The 24,561-nt window shown below is 41.1% G+C and carries 20 protein-coding genes; 17 read left to right on the top strand and 3 right to left on the bottom strand.

Going from position 1 to position 24,561, the window contains the following annotated elements; translation table 11 throughout:
• The 3 genes from PR767_RS15680 to hpaR all read right to left on the bottom strand — a co-directional run.
• Positions 1-3,715: filamentous hemagglutinin N-terminal domain-containing protein (locus PR767_RS15680; RefSeq protein ID WP_272520585.1), on the bottom strand; the 3,715-nt coding region annotated here is incomplete at its 3' end.
• 24 nt (positions 3,716-3,739) lie between these two features.
• Positions 3,740-5,413: a ShlB/FhaC/HecB family hemolysin secretion/activation protein gene (locus PR767_RS15675; RefSeq protein WP_272520584.1), complete on the bottom strand. Its 1,674-nt coding sequence runs from the start codon at positions 5,411-5,413 to the stop codon at positions 3,740-3,742.
• A 634-nt stretch (positions 5,414-6,047) separates the two neighbouring features.
• On the bottom strand, positions 6,048-6,503 hold the full coding sequence (gene hpaR, locus PR767_RS15670) for a homoprotocatechuate degradation operon regulator HpaR (protein WP_004905292.1): 456 nt from the start codon (positions 6,501-6,503) through the stop codon (positions 6,048-6,050).
• A 430-nt stretch (positions 6,504-6,933) separates the two neighbouring features.
• Here hpaR and PR767_RS15665 point away from each other — a divergent pair, with 430 nt between their 5' ends.
• The 17 genes from PR767_RS15665 to PR767_RS15585 all read left to right on the top strand — a co-directional run bounded on the left by PR767_RS15665 (position 6,934) and on the right by PR767_RS15585 (position 24,548).
• Positions 6,934-7,563, top strand: coding sequence for a fumarylacetoacetate hydrolase family protein (locus PR767_RS15665; protein ID WP_109911939.1), 630 nt, complete (start codon positions 6,934-6,936; stop codon positions 7,561-7,563).
• Complete coding sequence (locus PR767_RS15660) at positions 7,563-8,342, top strand: fumarylacetoacetate hydrolase family protein (protein WP_004914288.1); 780 nt, start codon at positions 7,563-7,565, stop codon at positions 8,340-8,342. The genes PR767_RS15665 and PR767_RS15660 overlap by 1 nt, the downstream gene beginning before the upstream one ends.
• Positions 8,342-9,808, top strand: coding sequence for a 5-carboxymethyl-2-hydroxymuconate semialdehyde dehydrogenase (gene hpaE / locus PR767_RS15655; RefSeq protein WP_004905295.1), 1,467 nt, complete (start codon positions 8,342-8,344; stop codon positions 9,806-9,808). The genes PR767_RS15660 and hpaE overlap by 1 nt, the downstream gene beginning before the upstream one ends.
• 223 nt (positions 9,809-10,031) lie before the next feature.
• Positions 10,032-10,913: a 3,4-dihydroxyphenylacetate 2,3-dioxygenase gene (hpaD, locus tag PR767_RS15650; protein ID WP_004914293.1), complete on the top strand. Its 882-nt coding sequence runs from the start codon at positions 10,032-10,034 to the stop codon at positions 10,911-10,913.
• 9 nt (positions 10,914-10,922) lie between these two features.
• The gene (locus PR767_RS15645; RefSeq protein ID WP_004914298.1) at positions 10,923-11,306 is read left to right on the top strand and encodes a 5-carboxymethyl-2-hydroxymuconate Delta-isomerase; all 384 of its coding nucleotides are present in this window, start codon (positions 10,923-10,925) and stop codon (positions 11,304-11,306) included.
• Positions 11,307-11,361: 55 nt separating this feature from the next.
• Positions 11,362-12,588: a Bcr/CflA family multidrug efflux MFS transporter gene (locus PR767_RS15640; protein ID WP_004914300.1), complete on the top strand. Its 1,227-nt coding sequence runs from the start codon at positions 11,362-11,364 to the stop codon at positions 12,586-12,588.
• Entirely contained in the window at positions 12,585-14,048 is a 1,464-nt protein-coding gene (locus tag PR767_RS15635; RefSeq protein WP_004914309.1) for an NAD-dependent succinate-semialdehyde dehydrogenase, read from the top strand. Before PR767_RS15640 ends, PR767_RS15635 begins: the two co-directional genes overlap by 4 nt.
• Before the next feature lie 341 nt (positions 14,049-14,389).
• Complete coding sequence (gene hpaH / locus PR767_RS15630) at positions 14,390-15,193, top strand: 2-oxo-hept-4-ene-1,7-dioate hydratase (protein ID WP_004914311.1); 804 nt, start codon at positions 14,390-14,392, stop codon at positions 15,191-15,193.
• 9 nt (positions 15,194-15,202) lie between these two features.
• Positions 15,203-16,009 (top strand): 4-hydroxy-2-oxoheptanedioate aldolase, encoded by an 807-nt coding sequence (hpaI, locus tag PR767_RS15625; RefSeq protein WP_272520583.1) that lies wholly within the window; start codon positions 15,203-15,205, stop codon positions 16,007-16,009.
• 163 nt (positions 16,010-16,172) lie between these two features.
• On the top strand, positions 16,173-17,540 hold the full coding sequence (hpaX, locus tag PR767_RS15620) for a 4-hydroxyphenylacetate permease (protein ID WP_004914317.1): 1,368 nt from the start codon (positions 16,173-16,175) through the stop codon (positions 17,538-17,540).
• A 274-nt stretch (positions 17,541-17,814) separates the two neighbouring features.
• Positions 17,815-18,705 carry a 4-hydroxyphenylacetate catabolism regulatory protein HpaA gene (gene hpaA / locus PR767_RS15615; RefSeq protein ID WP_004914320.1) on the top strand — a complete coding sequence of 297 codons (891 nt, stop codon included), beginning with the start codon at positions 17,815-17,817 and terminating at the stop codon, positions 18,703-18,705.
• A gap of 522 nt (positions 18,706-19,227) precedes the next feature.
• A complete protein-coding gene (gene hpaB / locus PR767_RS15610; protein WP_004914324.1) occupies positions 19,228-20,790 on the top strand; it encodes a 4-hydroxyphenylacetate 3-monooxygenase, oxygenase component in 1,563 nt (520 codons plus the stop codon).
• A 19-nt stretch (positions 20,791-20,809) separates the two neighbouring features.
• The gene (gene hpaC / locus PR767_RS15605) at positions 20,810-21,328 is read left to right on the top strand and encodes a 4-hydroxyphenylacetate 3-monooxygenase, reductase component (protein ID WP_109911935.1); all 519 of its coding nucleotides are present in this window, start codon (positions 20,810-20,812) and stop codon (positions 21,326-21,328) included.
• Between the two features lie 364 nt (positions 21,329-21,692).
• On the top strand, positions 21,693-22,511 hold the full coding sequence (locus PR767_RS15600; protein ID WP_272520582.1) for a winged helix-turn-helix domain-containing protein: 819 nt from the start codon (positions 21,693-21,695) through the stop codon (positions 22,509-22,511).
• Entirely contained in the window at positions 22,501-22,983 is a 483-nt protein-coding gene (locus PR767_RS15595; protein ID WP_272520581.1) for a hypothetical protein, read from the top strand. The genes PR767_RS15600 and PR767_RS15595 overlap by 11 nt, the downstream gene beginning before the upstream one ends.
• A gap of 401 nt (positions 22,984-23,384) precedes the next feature.
• Positions 23,385-23,936 (top strand): fimbrial protein, encoded by a 552-nt coding sequence (locus PR767_RS15590; protein ID WP_109911932.1) that lies wholly within the window; start codon positions 23,385-23,387, stop codon positions 23,934-23,936.
• 42 nt (positions 23,937-23,978) lie between these two features.
• Entirely contained in the window at positions 23,979-24,548 is a 570-nt protein-coding gene (locus PR767_RS15585) for a fimbrial protein (protein ID WP_109911931.1), read from the top strand.
• Positions 24,549-24,561: the final 13 nt, after the last annotated feature.

Here is a 24,561-nt window from a genome sequence, read left to right as displayed (position 1 = left end):
CCTGTGCCGCAGCAGAAGCCATTGACGCTGTTGTCGCTGAAGCCCCCATGGTTGTGGCAGTCGAGCTCGCAAGTCCACCAATACTGGCGGCTGCAGACGTTCCGTAGGTTGCCGCTGCGGCGGCAATGGCAATTACAGCGCCGACGACTGGATTGAGGCTTTCTGTTTTTTTATCCCACTGACTATAAGCATCTTTTACAACAGCCCAATTGATGTTTTTGTTATTTTTAACGTCCCCGAGCCACTCATACCCCGGTGTGCGACTTAATATGGCTAGCGCCTGCTCGAATGACTGTCCTTCTTTGGTTTTGACATCCGCAGTGATCCCTTTATTCGCATCAACCGTCAGCTTGCCACCAATATGAAGGCTGGGTAGAATCCATTTATCTGAGGTATACCCTTTATTGCGCTGTGTAATATAAAACCCGTTAGAATTTGTAATCACCTGTTCAAATTGCGAGTTTTTGACAGCCTTAAAATTCACCTTACCGGTTTGACTGGTGATTTTGGCATTCTTGCCCGTATTAATTTTGGTGGCTTCTAAGGTGACATCATCCTTGGCATATAGGTTAATATCACCACCTGCGGTAAATTCAGTGACTTTATTTTTGGTTTCACTGCGCGTTTTTTTCACTTCTTTTTTGGTAATGCAAAGTGTCCATTTATTGCATTTTTTCTTTTGCTCTTCATAGTGGCTGATTTCTTCCATGGCTTGCGCATAGAGATACCCGCCTTTTGCCGCGATATCCATCGCGCCTTTAGCAACGAGACGAGACGCTTGGAAGAGAATGCTCCCTTCAGACAAAATGGTCAGTGTTTTACCGCTATTAATTTCGGTGCCAATTTGGCGATATAAATCCTCTAATCGTTTACCGGATTGTTTGCGATAATGGGTTTTCACCGACTCTAGGCGCACATTACCGCCACTCGAAATCGTAATGTCTCCCAGAGATTTGATTGTGCTACCTTGTGCGGTTAAGGCGCCATTGGAGGCCAGCGTAATGCCTTTGTCACCAGAAAGCGTCGAGGTGACATAACGTACATCTTGGTTATCTTCATTGGGGTTGGGAATGGCAGAGTAGGCAGTCGCGGTTAATTTAATATCACGACCTGAGAGCGCGATAATTTTGTCTTTGGATTGAAGATTGGCAGATTGCAAGTCAATATCGCGAGCTGCATTTAACGTAATATTGCCATTTGCGATGAGTTGAGAGCGCAGCTCTGGGTAGCGATGAGTTTTAAATACATTGTCGACATCTTTAATCGCTTTTGAACCTAACAAAATATCTTGGCCTGCATTGAACATCAGTGATTTTCCACTGTTGAAGGCAATGCCATGCGCTTCAATACTTTTGCCTGCGGTGAGGTTTATTTCCCCTGAACTTGCCCAATTTCCTGTTTTGGTAAGTAACGCATTGATATTGGCAGCAGGCTCTGAGGCCGCGAGTTTCATTAAGTTGAGTTCATCGCGACGAATAACAATATTGTCATTGGCACTGAAGGTGAGTTTATTGGTTTTGGTTAATTGCGCATTATCAAAAGAGATGTTTTTACCCGCTTGGATATGTAACGAGTTTGCGGCGTTGATAACCGGAGGAGATAAGACATTATCCTTAAACGCAGAGACAGGATTTAAGCTGTATTGAAGATTGCCATTTTTCGAAATTAAGGTACTGTCTTTAGCCGTTAAATTAACCTGTTTAAGATTAAGGTCGTTGTTGGCAATTAGGCTTTGGGATTGTTTTGCAACGAGCTGTGCATCATGGATATTGATGTTTTGACCAGCGATAATAGACAGATCATTTTCAGACTGTAAGTTGGTAGAAATATTTATATTATTAGAATTTAAGATAATATTTTTTGCAGTAACGGCAAAAGATGGATTACCTACTTGTACTATTTTTGCTATAGGTTTTTCAGTGCTAGGAAGCTTACTTTCAAGATTAATGGCGTTTTTAAAATCAAGGACAACATTATTTCCTGCCGATATCGTTTTATAATTTAAGGCTTCGGGAGCCCAAGAATAAAGTTTATCGATTAATTTAAAATCTATCGGCTCACTAACATAAAAAATATCATAAGTTCCATCATCATCGCTTTCATCTGCAAATTTCCCTAAATCTTTATAAGAGGTATCGTATTTATACCAATGGTCTAATTTACCTGAATTAAACACGGAAATAGATGCATTTTGTCCCGTCAATATCACATTATTTTTTGCAGTGATTTGTCCAAAATCACTCACTAAATCATTTGCATTAATATAGGCGTTTTTCCCTGCTGCTATAACGCCAATCCCCCCTTGATTTAGATATTGTTTCCGCTCAACATTAATGCTGTCACTGTTGATTAAATCAATTTTTCCGAACCATTTTTTATAGGAGAAGCTCTCTAATCGAGGATAGAGTGAAATAATCGAGACAACACCTTGCCTTTTTCCAAAGTAAGATGAGACAAAATCTTCACTATAGTTAGTTGTTGCATTGATATTAGAAGTTTTTATGGGAGATGCATTCGCCGTATTTGTCAGTTTCTTCGTCCGAACTACCAAATCCCCTGCATTGGTCTTTATCGCCCCTGATTTATTCTCAATCAGGGTACTCAAATCCCCCTTGGCATTTTTTTGTATCCACAGATTATCTTGTGCCTGAATGAGTGCGTTATTGCCCGTATTGCTTACTGACTCGGCAAAGACTCGCATGTCCTTACCAGCGATAACTTTCCCGTTATTGGTGAGGGTGTTGGTGGCCAATGTGATGTCTTTGGCAGCATTCACGTTGACATTAGCGTTAATGTGCAGGTTTTTGGTGCTGATATTGATGTCTTTTTTCCCTTGAATATTGCCTGCAAGGGTAATTTTGCCATCGACGGTTAACGTCAGGTCATTTTGGTTGGTTTGCACATTGCTGAGGTTAATCCCAACCCCTGATTCCGTACTGACCAATTTCACTTGATTGGCATACATTCCACCCAGTGCTTTGGTATCTACGGAAATACTGGGTTTTGTCCCTTCGCCTGCAATCGGTGTCACGGTGCCTTTTTGAAAATCAACACGGTTGGTGCCTTGCATTAAGGTCAGATTCTTGGCTTTGATTTGCCCATTTAGTTCGGTGGCGCGGCTGATAATATCGGCATAGGTTTGTGCTTCGGCATTCATGCCATTTTCGCCGATAACCACACTGCCTTTTTTCACCTCAACCGCAGACAATGCGCCCTTGTTGTCCAGAATAGGTTTCCCTGTGGTCAAAGTAATTGCTGGAGTGTTCACAAAACTACAGCCATTACAGGTAATCCCATTCGGGTTGGCAATGACAACATTTGCGCCTTTGCCTGCCACTTCCAACTTACCTTGTAATTCTGAGCGGCTACTGCCCGTGACTTCGTTGATAATCAGATTGGCAGCATTTCCTTTTAAATTGGCATTGGCTTTGATTTGCCCTGCAATTTGGGAATTCACATTAGTGGTGGCGTTATTGAGTACCGCACCTTGTTTATCCACATTAAATTGTTGAAATTTATTGTGCGATATTCCCGCCCCATTCGGCGTGGCAATATTAATAATCGGGACGTTATTTTGTTGGCTGATTTGGGTGTTTTTATCGGCCGCCGTCATGGCTGCTCCCCAAGCGGGGTGTAAGGGGTAGACAACGGTTAAGAAAATAAGGGTATAACTTAATAACCGTTTAGGCCGTGAAGGCAATTGTTCATTTAGCATAAATAATCCTTTAAAAACGTAAAGCTACAGAGAGAATGAGACCGACCAATAAGCCGACCAATTGTCTGGTTTAAGTTGTGAGGGATAATGCAAAGGCTTACTGAGTAAAAACTGAGAATAAAACAGGCTATTACCAATAAAAGAGAGGCCAACGGCTCCACCTGCTAAAGTGTCAGGTTCAACGAGGTATTTATCTGAGGCAATAAACCCGTAATCTAACGCGCCGATAAAACGCAGTTGCCCAATTGCCATATTGGCGATGTCTTTATTGATTTCATTACGCCAATAGCCACCTCGGTTACCACTTAAAGACTGCTCGTGGTAGCCACGGACAGAGTACTGACCACCGATGCTGATGCGTTCAATGCCGTATAAATTATCGGGCGAATATTGACCGTAAAATGAGGTTAAATAGGTCACACCATTAGAGAAAAAATACTGATAACTGCTGCTTAGACTGAATTTGCGGTAATGGCTGCGCGGTGAATCTTTCGCGAGGGTATCCGGTGAGGCGCCAAAGGCAGATATCCCCCATTCAGCGGCAGGGTTAAACGTGAAGTAACCTTGTCCGAGCGTGGTGCTGTATTGTGGGGTAAACGAGAGCGAGGTTAAGGTTGGGCTGCTAATCGTCAAGGTTTGGGACGCTAATTGTGTCGTCGCATTTTTATGTTTTAAGCTACCTTGCAGTGTAAGTCGTTGCTTCCCATCACGATAAACTAAGCGACTGACATCAAACTGTTGGTTGGTATTTTTGCCTTCATAACGGAATTGCTGACCAGATGCATGAAACGGTTGTAGCGTATTATTACGATAAAACTGGTAACGATAAGACCAGTAACCATAAGGGACATTGATTGCCGCAACAGAGTAACGACTGTGATGAGAACGGCTGAAGTCAGTATCGGTACTGGCACTTAATGACCATTGTTCACCAAACCCTAACGGGGAATCTACCGTTAAACTCCCCGTAACTAGCTGTTTTCCCGTTGCCTTCATACCCGTGTTATCGAGGTTTAGCTGGCTCGTGATAGGCCATTTTTTCCCTTGTTGATGAATAATAACCCGAGAATAGCCATTTTGGCTTCCTGGTTGGATATCAATAGTGTACTTAGCGGACGATAACCGGTTGAGTTGCTCCAACCCTTGTTCAATATGCCGTAGATTTAATATTTTGCCTTGTTGATGAGGAAATATTTGATGAACTAAACGCTCAGGGGAATTTTCAATCTCGATAGTTTCAATATGCCCTTCAATCACTTGTAATAACAATTGATGTGAGGATAAATCTTGCTCTGGAATAATGGCCTGAGAGGTAATAAACCCCTGTTCCATATAGTAATTAGTTACATGCTTGGTGAGCTCTTGTATTTCACTCAGTGTGAGGCAGCGTTTTAAATAAAGTGAGGTTAACTGAGTTTGAGTTTTAGTCGTCAGCTGTGTGGCGCCGGCAAATTGAATCTTATCGACCGGGAAACAGATTTTATTTTGGGAAGGAGATGGCAATGCATCTTCAATGGAAATAGTGCTTTGTTTTTCCAATAGCTTACGTTGGGTTAACTCCGACTCTAACCGTTTTTTTTGTTCAAATTGAATGCTTTCCTGCACAGAGGGGAGTAATTGATTTTCTGTGTAGCCATAGGGCGAAATTATGAATAACGATAAATAGAATAAACGCCACAGAATGCGATAACTTGTCATATTATTTAAATTTTCGTCAAAAACAGTAAATTTACCGTAATGTAACTTATTCTCATTAACTGTTTTTAGATAAAAAATATTCACTATGACTAAAATTGAACACTTTCCTGTTTAATACGGTTTTTTGTGTTTATTTCATTCCATTATTTCGGTTAATACTTCATTAACGATAAAATTTAATATTACACACTGAAAATCAATCGATTGATTTTATTAGAAAATAATTTTGCTGAAGACTTTGTCACAAGTAGCCCTACAGGTAATTTCACAATTGCAAAAAAGGATATGACAGTGGGGAATTTAGCGTTTATCTAATGAGTATAAGTAAAGTTCGATTGCAGTGAATCTACAGGGAAAGGGAATTATTCAAGTGATAACTATACTCTAAATAATTCGTATTGCAGGAAGGGAATAATGAAGATAGCTCGATGAACATACATCAACATGTGAACCAAGTCACCGAATGCCAGCAACAACGTCACCATGCGAAATATGACCAAGGCAAATTAATTTGCTAAATAGTTCGAACTCTAGCAAGGCAGCAATTGAGGATAGTTTGGGAAGCATACACCAGTATGTGACCCAAATAGCCGAAAGAAGCCAACACAGCTAGAGCTCGAAATATGACGAAAATTTAAGCGCTCTTTCTCTTATCAGCAGCGATATTACTATAATCTGGGCTCTCTAAAGCGATTAGCTCATCCAACAACGCAGTTAATTGCTGCATTTTCTCTGGTGAAAATGCCAGCTCTATTTTTTGATAGCCTTCTTCCACTTCCTGCCGTGCTTTGTCATAGAGCTCTTGCCCTGCAGGTGTCAAAGAGACATATAATTTACGTTGGTCATTCAACGGTTTTAAGCGGAAAATTAAACCTTCGCGCTCCATACGGGTTAGGATCCCCGTTAAACTTGGGCGCAGAATACAGGTTTGAACTGATAATTCATGAAAATCAATTGAACGCTTATCAGCTAAAACTCTAATGATACGCCATTGCTGTTCAGTCAAATTATACGACTTTAATATCGGCCGGAAAAAACCCATTGCGGTTTCTCTTGCCTGCAATAATGCAATTGTCAATGATTCATGCATAAGATTAAAACTCACCACTTAATTAACGTTACTTAACCCAATTTTGGCATTTTATGGCAGTTGCCATTTCGCTTTGTTGGCCCTGTACTTTGATGAAATCACATACCATAACTATGAGCTTTCACATCACCAGTTTGCCTTATTTAAGAGTAGCACGGTCAAATAACAATCTCAAAGAAAAACCCTAAAATATTAATGAGTAAATAATTTAAAAACTCATTTTTAAGTTAATTTTTTGTAAATCAAAAAAAATTTAAAAAATAATAATTTCTTTTATAACATTAACTTACAAAAAGATAACTTAATTATGTTAATGAGATCACAATTAAAATTAACATTTCCATAAACCTATTGCTAATTTCAAAATTATACTTTATTAATATATTAACAATTACTCGAAAGTTGAATTCTTTTCATTAAGGAGTTGTCAATGAAAGGCACTGTATTTGCCGTTGCCCTCAATCATCAAAGCCAGCTTAGCCACTGGCTTGAGGCATTCCAGCAAGCCCCTTATAAAACCCCACCAAAAACCCCAGTGTGGTTTATTAAGCCGCGTAATACGCGTATCAATTCAGGCGAAAAAATTTTGCATCCCGCTGGTGAAGAAGTGCAAAGTGGCGCTACGCTTGCTTTGGTGATCGGTAAAAATGCACGTAAAGTCAGTAAGACAGATGCACATCAGTTTATTGCTGGGTTTGCGCTGGCAAATGAAGTGAGCTTGCCAGAAGACACCTTCTATCGCCCTGCCATTAAAGCAAAATGCCGCGACACGTTTTGTCCAATTGGTGAAATGGTTGCAACTTCGCTAAATAATCCTGTCGATATCATCACCCTAGTAAATGGTAAAGAAGTGGATCGCTGGTCAACAAAAGATCTGATCCGTGATGCGAGTGAGTTAGTTGCTGCATTAAGTGACTTCGCCACCTTAAAGCAAGGGGATGTGATCCTGCTCGGCACACCACAACAACGTGTCACCATCAAACCCGGTGACGAAGTGGTTATTCAAGCGGAAGGCTTTCCTAGCCTGAAAAATACCGTTGTGGCAGCAGGAGGAAAATAATGTCTACGATTACAAAACACGCAAAAATCCTTTTTAAAGGCACTGAATATTCCGTCACCGTCGGTGATAACGAAGCCATTACGTTACCTAACGGGGACGTGATTGCGGGTGATTCTCCTGATGTTGAATGGTTACCTCCTGCGCAAGGAACCTTGTTTGCCCTAGGCCTTAACTATGCCGACCACGCTGCCGAATTAGAATTTAAGCCACCTGAAGAGCCTTTAATTTTCTTAAAAGCAGAAAGCAGTTTAACGGGTCATCGCCAAGTTTCTGTTCGCCCTGATAATGTGGAATATATGCATTATGAGTCTGAATTAGTGGTGGTGATTGGTAAAACAGCTCACAAGGTTTCAAGAGAAGATGCCATGGACTATGTCGCAGGTTACACCGTGTGTAATGACTATGCGATCCGTGACTATTTAGAGAACTATTATCGCCCAAATTTACGTGTTAAGAGTCGTGATACTTTAACGCCGATTGGCCCTTGGATTGTCGATAAAGATGCCATTAAAGATCCGCATAATTTGGCTTTGTACACCTATGTTAATGGTGAATTACGCCAAAAAGGCACCACTGCCGATCTAATTTTCGATATTCCTTTTTTAATTGCTTACCTCAGTGACTTTATGACATTGCAACCGGGAGACATGATTGCTACGGGGACACCAAAAGGGCTGTCTGACGTGGTACCGGGCGACGAAGTCATTGTTGAAGTTGAAGGCGTTGGCCGACTGGTCAACACCATTATCAGCGAAAAAGACTATGAGGAACGAGTATAATGACTAAGATTAATCATTGGATCAACGGTAAAAACGTTGCCAGCAAAGACTATTTCGAAACCACCAACCCTGCAACGGGTGAAGTATTAGCAGAAGTCGCCGCGGGTGGACAAGATGAAATCAACCAAGCCGTTGCCGCAGCGAAAGACGCTTTTCCAAAGTGGGCCAATACCCCAATGAAAGAGCGCGCTCGCTTAATGCGTCGCCTTGGTGAATTGATCGACGAAAACGTCCCGCAAATCGCGGAAATGGAAACCAAAGATACCGGTTTACCTATTCACCAAACTAAAAACGTGTTGATCCCACGTGCTTCACATAACTTTGAATTTTTTGCTGAAATTTGCCAGCAAATGAACGGCCGTACATACCCTGTTGATGACAAGATGATGAACTACACCTTGGTTCAACCTGTGGGTGTCTGTGCGCTAATTTCCCCATGGAACGTGCCATTTATGACCGCCACATGGAAAACCGCCCCTTGTTTAGCACTGGGTAATACTGCGGTTCTGAAAATGTCTGAATTATCACCATTATCGGCAAATCGCCTCGGTGAACTGGCACTAGAAGCCGGTATTCCAGCAGGTGTTCTGAACGTAGTTCAAGGTTACGGTAGCACTGCGGGTGATGCGTTAGTTAAGCATCATGATGTCCGTGCGGTTTCCTTTACCGGCGGTACGGCTACTGGCCGCACCATTATGCAAAATGCAGGCTTGAAAAAGTATTCTATGGAATTAGGTGGTAAATCACCTGTGTTGGTGTTTGAAGATGCCGATATTGAGCGTGCACTAGACGCAGCTCTGTTTACTATTTTCTCCATTAATGGTGAACGCTGTACAGCTGGCTCACGTATTTTCATTCAAGAAAGCATCTACCCTGAGTTTGTTAAACGCTTTGCTGAGCGGGCAAATCGCCTGATCGTCGGTGACCCGAACGATCCCAAAACCCAAGTGGGTGCATTGATCAGCCAGCAGCACTGGAACAAAGTTTCGGGTTATATTCGCTTAGGTATGGAAGAAGGCGCAACCTTGTTAGCGGGTGGTCCAGACAAACCGACTGATCTACCTGATCACCTCAAAGGCGGTAATTTCTTGCGTCCTACCGTATTGGCTGATGTCGATAACCGCATGCGTGTCGCCCAAGAAGAGATCTTTGGGCCTGTTGCTTGTTTAATTCCGTTTAAGTCTGAAGAAGACGGTTTACGCATGGCAAATGATATTGAGTACGGTCTTGCTTCGTATATTTGGACACAAGATGTCAGCAAGATTTTACGTTTGTCACGCAGTATCGAAGCAGGCATGGTGTTTGTTAATACACAAAACGTACGTGACCTGCGCCAGCCTTTTGGTGGTGTAAAAGCTTCGGGTGTAGGCCGTGAAGGTGGCGAGTATAGCTTCGAAGTCTTCGCGGAAATGAAGAACGTCTGTATCTCCTACGGAGACCACAACATCCCTCGCTGGGGTGTGTAATAAAAAGCAAAATTATTCCGTAGCAAGCTACACCATTCTTTATTCTAAGTAATTTTGAATCAATGATAATTAATTTGGCTACTTATCCTAAATAATTCGTGTTGTAGCTAGGCGGCAAGTGAAGTTATCCCTAGGAGCATACTGAAGTATGTGACTAGGGTAACTTTATGAAGCCAACAACGCTACGGCGCGAAGTATGACGGATAAGCGAAGGAGGAAGGAAATGGGTAAGTTGGCACTCGCAGCAAAAATAACACACGTCCCATCCATGTACCTATCAGAACTACCAGGTAAAAACTTTGGATGTCGCCAAGCCGCTATCGATGGGCACAAAGAAATCAGTCGCCGCTGCCGTGAGTTGGGCGTTGATACTATTATTGTTTTTGATACACACTGGTTAGTTAACAGCGCCTATCATATTAACTGTGCTGACCACTTCAAAGGTATTTATACCAGTAATGAGCTTCCACATTTTATTCGTGATATGGAATATGAATATGATGGGAACTCCGTATTGGGCCAAATGATCGGTGAGGAAGCACGTAAATTAGGCGTTCGTGCTCAAGCACATGAAATTCCAAGCTTAACCCTCGAATACGCCACATTAGTCCCTATGCGCTATATGAATAGTGACCGACACTTTAAAGTCATCTCGATTTCAGCCTTCTGTACTTCACACAGTTTTGAAGACAGCCGTAAGTTAGGCGAAGCCGTCCTGACTGCGATTGAAAAATACGATGGAACTGTGGCGGTACTAGCAAGTGGTTCATTATCTCACCGCTTTATTGATGACCAACGTGCTGAAGATGGCATGAACAGCTACACACGTGAATTTGATGAGCAAATGGATAAACGCGTCGTCAAACTTTGGCGTGAAGGACGTTTTGAAGAATTCTGCAAAATGTTACCTGAATATGCCGACTACTGCTATGGCGAAGGCCATATGCACGACACCGTGATGCTATTAGGTATGCTGGGTTGGGATAAATACGCCGAAAAAGTGGAAATTTTAACTGACTTGTTCGCAAGCTCTGGAACAGGGCAATTAAACGCGGTATTCCCTCTGCCTAGTTATATTACTGACAAACAAGCCACCACTGCGTAAGGAGTTGTTATGCCTCATTTTTATGCAGAATGTACAGAAAACATTCGTGATGACGCTCAGCTACCTGAGCTCTTCGCCAAAGTGAATGAAGCCCTTGCGGGAACAGGTATCTTCCCATTAGGTGGCATTCGTAGTCGTGCTATTTGGCTAGATACTTGGCAAATGGCCGATGGCAAGCACGATTATGCTTTTGTCCATATGACGTTGAAGATAGGTGCTGGGCGTTCTCTTGAAGATAGGCAAAAAACGGGGGAAATGATTTTTGAGCTGATCAAAAAACATTTTGCCGATTTGATGGCAAAACGCTACCTCGCATTATCTTTTACCATGGAAGAGCTTGATCCAGTTTTAAATTATAAGCAAAACAATGTTCATGCCTTATTTAAGGGTTAACAGTTTAAAGGTTAATGGTTTAAATCTTTATTTATCGTTTTATTTAGAGGGCAAGATGGTTAAAAATTTCGATAAACACATACCGCACTATTTGATCCCATTACTAGGGTCATTAGTGGCATTCGGTCCATTGTCTATCGATATGTACCTTCCTGCCCTCCCTCAAATGGGTATTGCGTTACACGCCACTCAAGGGCAAATGCAGTACACTCTTGGCGCCTTTTTTGCCGGATTCTGCATTGGAATGCTGTTTTATGGCCCACTAAGTGACCTTCTAGGTCGTCGGAAAATGTTGTTAAGTGGCCTTGCCATTTTTACTGTCGCCAGTTTGTTGTGCGCCCAAGCCACCAATGCAAATACTTTGATTGTATTCCGAGCGCTGCAAGCTTTTGGCAGTGGAGCGGCCATTGTGATGGCAAGAGCTATCGCTAGGGATGTTTACCCTGCTCATGAGTTACCTAAAGTACTGTCATTAATGACACTTGTGACCATGATAGCGCCATTACTGGCACCGCTATTGGGTGGTTTTTTACTCGTTCATTTTCAGTGGCAAGTGATTTTCTATTTGCTGGCAGTGATTGGCTTGGCTTCGGTGTGTGCAATTTTTTTCTTACTCCCTGAAACGTTAACCCACCAGCGCGGTTCTGAAAATATACTTTGTGTCGCTTTCAAGAATTATGCACAGGTGCTCACAGACCGAGAAGCACTGAGTATTATTGGCACCATGGCTTTCTCCTTTGCCGGTATGTTTGCCTTTATCAGTGGTTCACCGTTTGTGTACATCAATTATTTCGGTGTTTCTGAACAACATTATGGTTTGCTGTTCGGCTGTAACATCTTGGGGATGATTGTCATGCTGTTGTTGAACGTTAAACTACTAAAAACCTATAGTTTAACGCGCATACTGACTATGCAAAGTGGGTTTCAATTAGCGTTTGGTCTGCTGTTACTCATATTTTACCAACAAAGTTTGCCCATAATTGTTATTCTAGTCGTACTGTTCTTATCGATGGTCAATGCTATCGGCACGAACAGTTTGTCACTATTACTGCAACATCGCGGGAAAATTGCAGGAAGTGCCAGTGCACTTGCCATTTCTATTCAGTTTGCCTTAGCGGCTGTCGCCAGCGTTGCAGTTTCTGTATTACAAGATGAATCCCCATTCGCTATGGCACTTGTTATGGCGCTTTGTGCCGGGTTAAGTTTTGCTAGCCAACAGCTATCAGCTAAAAATATCCGCCCACAAGTCCAATCAGTGTCTTCGGAGAACAACGAAAAATGAGCATAAATACCAATTCTACATTATTTCGCCAACAAGCTTATATCAACGGCCAATGGGTTGATGCCCAAAATAAAAGTGTATTTGAGGTCACTAACCCAGCAAACAACGAGGTTATCGCTAACGTCAGCAATGTCGGTGCTTTAGAAACTCAACAAGCTATCGAAGCCGCAGAAAAAGCCCTGCCGGCATGGCGTGCTAAAACCGCCAAAGAGCGCAGCCAAATTTTAAACAAATGGTTCCGTTTAATGATGGATAACCAAAAGGAATTGGCCGAATTACTCAGTGCTGAGCAAGGCAAGTCGATCACTGAATCGATGGGAGAAATTGCCTACGGTGCCAGCTTTATTGAGTGGTTTGCTGAAGAAGGTAAACGAGTGTATGGGGAAACCATTCCATCACCTCTGCCAGGACGTCGTCTGGTGACGATAAAACAACCCGTGGGTGTGGTCGCAGCTATCACGCCATGGAACTTCCCAAATGCCATGATCACCCGCAAAGTCGGCCCTGCACTCGCAGCAGGCTGTACGATGGTATTAAAACCTGCGGCAGAAACGCCATTATCAGCATTAGCATTGGCAGCGTTAGGGGAAGAAGCTGGCATTCCTGCTGGCGTGTTTAACATTGTTCCAGGTACTGATGCTAAAGCTATTGGTGGCGTTATGACTTCCAGCCCAATTGTTCGCAAACTCACATTCACGGGTTCAACGCGAGTCGGTAAGTTGCTGATGGAACAGTGTGCCAATACGGTGAAAAAGATGTCTCTGGAACTCGGTGGTAACGCGCCATTTATCGTGTTTGATGATGCTGATTTAGATGCAGCAGTACAAGGTGCATTAGCGGCTAAATTCCGTAATAGCGGGCAAACTTGTGTGTGTGCTAACCGTATTTTAGTCCAAGAAGGGGTTTACGATGAATTTGCAGCTCGTTTGGCAAAAGCGGTGAATGAACTGAAAATCGGCCCTGCCACACAAGTAGACTCCCAACAAGGTCCTCTGATTAACCAAGCCGCGGTCGATAAAGTCACTGAACATATTGCGGATGCCGTTTCCCACGGTGCAAAAGTCATCGCTGGCGGTAAATCGGCAAAATTAGGTGGCTTGTTCTTTGAACCAACTGTAATTACTGGCGTCACTGAATCTATGAAAGTCGCCAAAGAGGAAACTTTCGGCCCACTCGCCCCTTTATTTAAGTTCCGCGATGAACAAGAAGCTATTGCTCTGGCAAATGATACTGAATTTGGCTTGGCATCTTATTTCTATTCAAAAGATATCGGGCGTATCTACCGTGTTGCAGAGGCATTAGAAAGCGGCATGGTGGGTATTAATGAAGGCATTATTTCAAACGAAGTAGCCCCATTTGGTGGTATTAAGCAATCGGGTCTGGGGCGTGAAGGTTCACGCTACGGAATTGAAGATTATTTGGAAGTGAAATACCTCTGCTTTGGTGGTCTTTCCAATTAGAAAGACACATTAGCTGGCGGTCTTCGCTTTTAAAATCTTAGCTCTAAATAATTCGAGTTAGAACAAGGCAGTAAATGAGACTAATCCCTTAGGAGCATACCCGTGTGACTAGGGGATAGGCGCAAGTCTATCGTGAAGCTAACGCAGTTATAGCTCGAAGTATGGCCTGAACAAATGATTTTAGAGCCTCTTTGTTAGCTCTAAATAATTCGAGTTAGAACAAGGCGGCAAATGAGACTAATCCCTAGGAGCATACAGAAGTATGTGACTAGGGTTAGCGAATGAAGCTAACGCAGTTATAGCTCGAAGTATGACGAGCTGAGGTGCAAAAGGAAAATAAGATGTTACAAAAAGATGTCATATCGCAAATCGCACAGCGCCTAAATCAGGCTGAAAAATCACGTGAGCAAATTCGTCAGATCTCACTCGATCACCCAGAAATGACGATCGACGATGCTTATGCTATTCAAAAAGAGTGGGTTGGCGTGAAAATTGCTGAAGGACGCGTGTTAAAAGGCCATAAAATTGGGCTGACGTCTAAAGCAATGCAAGCCAGTTCACAGATTGATGAACCTGATTACGGCGCGCTTCTTGACGATATGTTTTTTGATGACGGCTGTGATATTCCAACAGACCGCTTTATCGTGCCACGCATTGAAGTTGAATTAGCTTTCGTACTCGCAAAGCCATTACGCGGGCCAAACTGCACCATCTTTGATGTGTATAACGCAACTGATTATGTGATCCCAGCACTTGAGCTAATTGATGCACGTTGCCACAACGTTGACCCTGAAACCAATCGCCCACGCAAAGTGTTCGATACCATTTCAGATAACGCAGCAAATGGCGCAGTAATTTTAGGTGGCAGACCAATCAAGCCACGCGATTTGGATATGCGCTGGATCAGCGCCCTGCTCTATCGCAATGGTGTCATTGAAGAATCTGGCGTAGCAGCGGCTGTACTCAACCACCCAGCGAATGGTGTGGCATGGCTAGCGAACAAATTAGCACCGCATAATGTACAACTTGAGCCGGGCCAAATTATTTTAGGTGGTTCATTTACACGCCCTGTCCCTGCTCGTAAAGGCGATGTATTCCATGTTGACTACGGCAATATGGGTTCCATTAGCTGCCGATTTGTATAAGGAATCCCCATGGATCTGTTAGAAAATAAATTCAAGAAAGCCTTAAAAAGTGGCCAACCGCAAATTGGTTTATGGCTTGGCTTGTGCAGCCCATATAGTGCTGAATTACTTGCCGGTGCAGGCTTCGACTGGTTATTAATTGATGGTGAACATGCACCAAATAATGTGCAAACGACCTTATCTCAGTTACAAGCTATTGCCCCTTATCCGTCACAACCCGTCGTTCGTCCGCCATGGAATGATCCAGTTATCATTAAGCAATTGCTAGATATTGGCGCACAAACGTTGTTGCTGCCAATGGTGCAAAATGCAGAGCAAGCCAAGCAAGCGGTACGCGCAACGCGTTATCCACCCGCAGGGATCCGTGGTGTCGGCAGTGCTTTAGCTCGCGCTTCTCGCTGGAACCGAGTACCTAATTATTTAACTCGTGCCAATGATGAAATGTGCGTGATAGTACAGGTTGAAACCCGTGAAGCCATGAATAATCTTCCTGAGATCTTAAAAGTTGAAGGTGTCGATGCCGTGTTTATTGGCCCTGCGGATCTTAGTGCAGATATGGGCTTTTCAGGCAACCCTAACCACCCAGAAGTCAAAGCCGCGATAGAAAAAGCGATTGTCCAAATTCGTGAGGCTGGCTTGGCACCAGGTATTTTAATGGCAGCCCCAGATGTTGCCGAACATTATCTTAAACTCGGCGCACTATTTGTTGCCGTCGGGGTCGATACCACGCTACTGGCACGTACCGCAGAAGCACTAGCAGCAAAGTTTGGTAAAACAGTTTCAGAGGTGACCTCGAGTGCACCCAGTGTTTATTAATAAAGCTATCTCTAAATAAGTTAATTTTAACCCTACAGACAAATAACTTAATTAGATAAATAAAAAATCAATATCGCAATATAGGGCAGACAGCACCATGACTGCCTACTAGTCCCTTGTACCTATAATAATCTGCAAAAGAAAGAATTGAGGGCCCTACAATATGAGTAATCAACAACTTGCAAGCACTAACCCTGCTGAACAACATAAAAATTTAACCGAACCGCAGCAGCGGGTGATTAATAAACTATTTAAACGTCTCATTGTATTTTTATTTGTGCTGTTTGTTTTTTCTTTCTTAGACCGTATTAATATCGGCTTTGCAGGTCTAACTATGGGGAAAGATATCGGCCTAACTTCCACCATGTTTGGCTTAGCAGCCACCTTGTTCTATGCCACTTATGTGATTTTTGGTATTCCAAGTAACATCATGTTAGGGATTGTTGGGGCTCGCCGCTGGATAGCCACCATCATGGTACTTTGGGGTATCGCTTCTACAGCCACCATGTTTGCCACAGGGCCAACCAGTTTATACGTCCTACGGATGTTAGTGGGTATCGCTGAAGCTGGCTTCTTACCGGGGATTTTAGTTTATTTAACTTACTGGTTCCCTGCCTATTTCCGTGCTCGTGCTAATGCCTTATTTATGATTGCGATGCCAGTCACCATGGCATTCGGTTCACTAGCTTCTGGTTATATTTTAGGCATGGATGGCATTTTAAACCTAAAAGGCTGGCAGTGGCTGTTCCTGCTAGAAGGTTTCCCATCCGTGATCCTCGGTGTGTTGGTTTGGTTCTATTTGGATGATTCACCAAAGAAAGCCAAATGGCTGACCCAAGAAGATAAAGACACATTGCAAGAAATGATGGACCAGGACCAACTAGAGCTTGTGCAACCTCATGGTTCAAAAAGCCATACAGCAATGCAAAATAAAAGTTTATGGAAAGAAATCTTCACTCCAGTCATTCTGATGTATACCGTGGCCTACTTCTGTTTAACCAATACATTAAGTGCCATCAATATTTGGACGCCACAGATTATGCAAAGCTTCAATCAAGGCAGTAGTAATGCCATGATTGGGCTGTTAACTGCCATCCCACAGTTTTGTACTATCCTTGGGATGATCTATTGGAGCCGCCGCTCTGACCGGTTACAAGAACGGAAAATGCACACCGCCTTACCGTACTTATTTGCGGCAGCGGGATGGGTGCTCGCGGCGATGACTAGCCATCCAGTAATCCAATTAATTGGTATCATCATGGCATCAACAGGTTCATTTACTGCGATGGCTGTGTTCTGGACAACGCCAGACCAATCAATCAGTCTACGTGCTCGTGCTATCGGTATTGCTGTTATCAACGCAACAGGTAATATAGGTTCTGCCGTCAGTCCACTGTTAATTGGTTGGCTAAAAGACCAAACCGGTAGCTTTAACTCAGGCCTGTATTTTGTGGCTGGTCTGCTGGTGGTCGGCGCGCTGTTAGTCATTGCTATCCCAATGAAAAACTCAAGACCAAGAGCAACACCTTAATGTTTTGATGTTTTGATGTTTTGATGTTTTGATGTTTTGATGTTTTGATGTTTTGATGTTTTGATGTTTTGATGTTTTGATGTTTTGATGTTTTGATGTTTTGATGTTTTGATGTTTTAAATGTTTTAATAACTTACGCTGCAAATAATTATTAAAGGGTGTTACCCAAAATAACTTGCTTGCAGCTAGGCGGCAAGCAAGTTAATCCCTAGGAGCATACTGAAGTATGTGACTAGGGTTGGCTTGTGAGGCCAACAACGCTGCGAGCCGAAGAATGAAGGGTAACTCAACTTTAATTACCAATATAGACATCAGTACAGACTACGACGAAACCCAAGGCACCGACGATGTCCACTACCAAACCTTTGGCAACATGGCCGCCTTCTTTGGTCGCGACATGCAAGCTCATCGCCATGATGGTTTCTTTCAGTTGCACTATTTGGTTACCGGCCATATTACTTTGCAGCTCGATGAGTCACGCTATTCTGTTCAAGCCCCGTTATTTATTCTTACGCCCCCTTCGGTTGCACATGCATTTTTCACTCAAGAAGACACTGACGGCCACGTACTCACCGTACGGCAAGACCTGATCACCCCGCTTCTTGGCTCACTGTACCCTGCCAATCCAGATTTGGTCGATATTCCTGCTATTTGTTTATCTGTTGCCGATAAGCCTGATGATATCGATACCTTTAACCATTACTGGGCATTAATGGCTCGTGAATCGGCTAATAACCATACAGGCAAAGACCAAGTTCTTGCCTCTTTAGCCCAAGCGCTATTTACCTTTCTACTGCGCTCTATTCCACTTGATGAGCACCCAACAACAGGGGTTAGAGGCGAACACCGCCTATTCCAGCGGTTTAATCAGCTTATTGACTTACACTATCATGAACACCTCGCAGTGCCTGAATATGCCAAAAAACTTGATGTCACAGAGTCACGCCTTAAAGATATGTGCCGGCGGTTCGCTAACCGGCCACCGAAAAGGTTAATTTTTGACAGAATATTGCGAGAAGCCAAGCGGATGTTACTGTTTTCCGATAGCCCTGTTTCAGAGATTGCCTACCAGCTCGGTTTCAAAGACCCTGCCTATTTTGCTCGTTTTTTTAACCGATTAGTCGGATGCTCTCCTAGCCTATGGCGGGAACAAAACCTTCATTAAAAAGGAGCCTTAGTGATTTTATTCTTATTTCTGAGAAAAAATCATCAATAGCTCCTTAGCTGTATCTCAAATCCTCTTCAAGTTTATATCGATAAACTGTTACGCCCTCAAATCACGTTACATTTTAAAAACATTTTTGATATTTTATAAATTTCGTTTTAACTTTGTAAAAATACCAATAATGCTTAACCAAAAGTGAATGCAGAGATCAAAAAAAGAACAATTACAAAAAATAATATAATTAACATTAATATAGAAATAATTTTATTATTGAATAATAATCAATATGTTACAAATAAAATTAAGCATTACATTAATATCAAAACATCGAAGTGATCACATTTCTTTCACAAAGAACAATTTTCAACGAAAAGTACCAGCGAACCTTTAGAAAATCTCTTTAAAACCCCCTCGAAAAACGATTCAATTAAGAAACACAAAATAAACATAAAATTAACATATTCGCTTGCAACCTTTATACCCTATCAATGCAAGCCCTCATTGTGAGATAACGAGGTAGACATGAAACCAGAAGATTTTCGTTCAGATGCTAAACGCCCTTTTAATAGCCAAGAATACTTAAAAAGCCTACAAGATGGCCGTGAAATCTATATTTATGGCGAGCGTGTGAAAGATGTCACTACTCATCCAGCTTTTCGTAACTCTGCAGCTTCAATAGGACAGTTATATGATGCGCTTCATGATAAAACGACTCATGACCAACTTTGTTGGAACACCGACACAGGTAACGGTGGATACACTCACAAATTCTTCCGTTTCGCAACCAGCCCAGAAGAATTACGCCAACAACGTGATGCCATCGCAGATTGGTCACGCCAGAGCTACGGATGGATGGGACGCACTCCAGACTATAAGGCGGCATTCGCCAGCTGTTTAGGTGCGAACCCTGAATATTATGGCCAATTTGCAGATAACGCGCGCAATTGGTACAAACGCATTCAAGAAAGCGGTCTGTACTTTAACCATGCGATCGTTAACCCACCGATTGATCGTCATAAGCCCGCTGATGAAGTGAAAGATGTTTATATCAAACTCGAAAAAGAGACAGATGCAGGGATTATCGTCAGTGGTGCGAAAGTCGTTGCGACCAACTCCGCATTAACACACTATAACTTTATCGGTTTTGGCTCTGCACAAGTAATGGGAAATAACCCTGATTTTGCCCTGATGTTTGTTGCCCCAATGGACGCAGACGGTGTGAAATTAATCTCACGTGCATCTTATGAATTAGTGGCTGGCGCAACAGGCGCACCATTTGATTACCCGCTTTCAAGCCGTTTCGATGAAAATGATGCCATCTTGGTGATGGATCACGTGTTAATTCCATGGGAAAACGTCCTGATCTACCGTGACTTTGACCGTGCACGTAATTGGGCTGTTCAAGGTGGATTCGCACGTTTATTCCCATTACAAGCTTGTGTCCGCTTAGCGGTTAAATTAGACTTCATTACCGGATTGTTACAAAAAAGTTTAGAATGTACAGGTGTTATTGATTTCCGTGGTGTACAAGCAGATTTAGGTGAAGTGGTTGCGTGGCGTAACCTGTTCTGGTCCTTGACTGACGCAATGACTTCTGAAGCCAAAGCCTGGGAAGGCGGTGCATTCTTACCGGATACCCAAGCTATCCAAACTTATCGAGTTATGGCACCAATGGCTTACACCAAAATCAAGAATATCATTGAAAGTAACGTAACAAGTGGTTTGATTTATCTGCCATCAAGCGTTCGTGATATGAATAATCCTGAAATTGATAAGTATTTAGCGAAATATGTTCGCGGTTCGAACGGAATGGATCACGTTGAACGCATCAAGATCCTTAAGTTAATGTGGGATGCTATTGGTAGTGAATTTGGTGGGCGCCATGAATTGTATGAAATTAACTACGCAGGAAGCCAAGACGAAATTCGTCTGCAATGTCTGCGTCATGCACAAGGTTCTGGCAATATGAAAGCCATGACAGATATGGTTGATCGCTGCTTATCAGATTACGATCAACATGGATGGAAACGTCCACACCTGCATAACAACAATGATATTAATCAGTTAGATTCGCTGCTGAAATAGTCGGCAGCAGGAGGTCAAAATGTCTTTAGAAAATGAACATCGCCTGCGTTTCAGAGATGCGATGGCAAGTCTTGGTGCAGCAGTCAATATCGTCACCACGGATGGGACTGAGGGTCGCTGTGGAATTACAGCTACCGCAGTCTGTTCAGTTACAGATACGCCACCCACTTTGATGGTCTGTGTCAACCGCAACAGTGCAATGAATGCGGTTTTTCAAAAGAATGGCCGCCTGTGCGTGAACGTGCTGAGCCATGACCAAGAAGAGTTAGCGTGCCATTTTGCTGGGATGAAAGGTTCCACAATGGAAGAGCGTTTTAGCTGGAATGTGTGGGAAAAAGGCCTCTTACAACAACCTCAATTAAAAGGTTCTCTTGCTAATTTAGAAGGTGAAATTACACAAGTGCAAGATATTGGTACGCACTCTGTCTACATGGTTGAAATGAAACAAATCATTGTTAACGATACAGGGCATGGTCTCGTTTACTTTAAACGTAAATTCCACCCTGTAATGCACCAAATCCTTGAACCAACCGCATAATTGGTAAAGTATTTATATTAAATAGCCTCTTATACTTGAGGCTATTTTTTTATATCTCATCGTTTAGTCAAAATAATAGCTAGCAACAGACTTACTCCCCATAAAATGTTTCAGTCTGAAATTTTTTATACATATAAATTATTAGTTATTTTGTATAATTTTTAAAGGATAGTGTTTTTCTGGAAAAACAAATACTCCTTTAGCCTCCCACCTTTAAACATAACATGCGTAAACAAAAAACCAACCACCTGATTTTTAAGGGTTTTTAAAATTACACTAAATATGATTAATTGACATAACATAAATAACAGGTATAAACTCAAATAATATAAATATTTTTCCTATAAATACAATCAATCTAAAAATGAACTATTTGATTAATAATCATATTAATTATGACAGTCATCAGGGGCTGTTATATACCGACAATGTTGATAATGCATTAAAATTAACAACTACTTTAAATCGCTTGTTATTAGTCTTAGTGCAAAACAACCATGATATCGTTGACCGAGAAACCATATTACGCAGGGTTTGGGAGGAACATAACCAAGTCGTCTCTGATAATAACCTGAATAGTAGTGTGTCTGTACTACGACGCCATTTATCTTCCTTTTCTGATGAAGAAATTATCACAACAGTACCTAAAGTTGGGATTAAGTTTTCTGCTGACCTGAAAATTGAGAATGAGCGTGAGGAAATAAAGGATAATCATGACAAAGAATTGCTCACTACTGAGGTTGAACTAGGTTCTTCATCAAAAGCACCCGAAGGGACTCCCCCCCAAGCAAACGAAAATAAAAAAAACTACATGCTGAATAACCGGTATGTTGAAATCTCACTTATTGGACTCATTATTTTTTGCTTATTATACCTATTTAAAAGTTATTTCTTTGCAAGCCGAACAGAATATCCTGAAGTTGGTCGTATCGATCAATGCAGTATCCGCTACATTAATAGTTACCATAAACCCGATACAACAACCATCAGCTTTGCGACAATTCAAAATGAACTAACAAAATTAAACCTTGATTGTAAAAAGCCAGCAACTGTTTTTTATTATAACGTTGGTATCGTTGCGAATGATAAAAATTTATATGACAATTTCCTATTTTTGTCGTATTGCCCAACAATACCGAAAGAGAGAGCAACTGTGAGCTGTGAGAATTTTTATGTCAAATAAAGTATCAGCAAGAATGCTTTTTTTGTTTATTACATCTATAACTCTAGTTTTTACTAGCTTATATGTTCATCACATAATTAATACTCCTGTTATTCCAAATTGTCAGACAACCTTAAAAATAAATATCTCTGACCATCGTTCTACCTTAAAAGGATTTTACCTACTAAGTGTTATTCCTAATGAAAACAAACCTGACCAACACACATTCATCATGAATGGAAACATTAATGAAAATGGTAATAACTATACTATTTCACGAAAATTTCTGATGAAACATGAATACTTAGGTGACCATTTTTTTTTACGTGTTGACAATATATTTATAGACCCAGGTGATCAGGCTCAAGGAAAAATCAATATTCGGGGAGTCCCTGAAATGAATCAACTTTATTTTTTAAAAATAAAAAAATTAACCGATACAAGTTATATTTTTGAAGAAAATTTCTCTCCACTTTTTATTTGCACTCTGTAAATTCAAAAAAAACCACAAAAAATGCATCAAATATTAATATTTTGATGCATTTTTTTTATTTCTAAACATCTCCAACCTTAAAACACCTTAAAAGCACAAACATTAAACATTTCACAGCAAATTAAATCAACATAAAAACATTAATAGACATTAAAAAAAACTAAATATCAAACTATAACTTTGAATTTAATTAAAATTAAAGAATTTTATTCCACTTTACACCTGAGAAGGATAAAATTTCCTCCGTCGAAATGACCCACGCTAAAAACGATTATGTTAAGCGTTCTGTGATTAGGACATTTGAAAATCCATTGATGGATACTGAACTTTATTCCTATGCCAGTACTTATATAAAGGCTTACTAGGGATCAAATATTTACTTATTTTTAAGGATGTAAGATATGAAATTAAATAAACTTTCCATTGCTGTTTTATTCGCTACTTCTGCTATTTCAACTTCTATCTTTGCTAGTGGTAATAGCGGTGAATTACATTTCAGCGGCCAAGTTGTTAATGCTCCATGTAATATTGAATCAGAAAGTACAAAACAAGAAGTTCCATTCGGTCAACTTTCTCGTGCATCTTTAGAAGCGGGTAATGCAGCAGAGAAAGATATCGCAATTAAATTAAAAGAATGTAATTTTGATGAGTTTAGCAAAGACACTGAAGGTAAGTGGGTTGCTGTTAAAGATATTAAAATTACCTTTGGTGGTAAAAACTATGTCGGTACTGATAAAGAATTCTTAGGTACTACTGGTACAGCTTCAAATATCGGTATTCAAATCAAAGATTTCAAATTTGATGAAGCCAAATCTGTTATGAATCAAATTCGTAATAAACAAGGTGAAAACGTTTTAGAATTTACTGCATTAGCTAAACGTGTTGATGGTACAACACCCGTTACCGAAGGTGAATTTAGTTCTATTGCTGATTTTAAAATCACATACGAGTAATTTTTTTAGGGGAGAGAATTCTCTCCCCATAAAAGGCTCATTATGAAAAAAAATACTTATCTATGGATTGCCTTATTATTTAACTCGATTAACTCTAATGCGACTAGCTCTAACCTTGGACATATTCAAGATGGTCTTCGAGGTGAAACAGTAATGCAAGGTTATATCGTTGCGGCACCTTGTTCAATTGAAACTGATAGTCAATATCAATATATAAATTACGATTATATTTCTAACTATAGTATAAATAATATAGAAGATGAAAAATTAATGCGAAAACCTTTCTATATAAAATTAAATAACTGTATTAGTGAATATGACAGCAGTAATCATAAAGGTATTAAAATTCGTTTTTTTGCACCGCAAGATACGTATTCTAATGCAATAAAACTATCAGGCCCAAAGCCTGGGGTTGTCCTATATATATACGATATTAACAATAATTTATTAATGCCAAATAAGCTCTATCCTATTTCTAATAATTACGTTTATTTTGATAAAAAGAGTAAAGAGAGCTTTTTAAAATATGAAACAGAATTGGGTGCAAGTAATAACGAAATTACACCTGGCGATTACTTTACCACAATTAAATTCAACGTTACTTACGATTAGTAAATAAACTCAT

This window comes from Providencia sp. PROV223 (assembly GCF_028479245.1).
Lineage (GTDB): Bacteria > Pseudomonadota > Gammaproteobacteria > Enterobacterales > Enterobacteriaceae > Providencia > Providencia rettgeri.
This window is presented reverse-complemented; position numbering and strand designations above follow the sequence as displayed.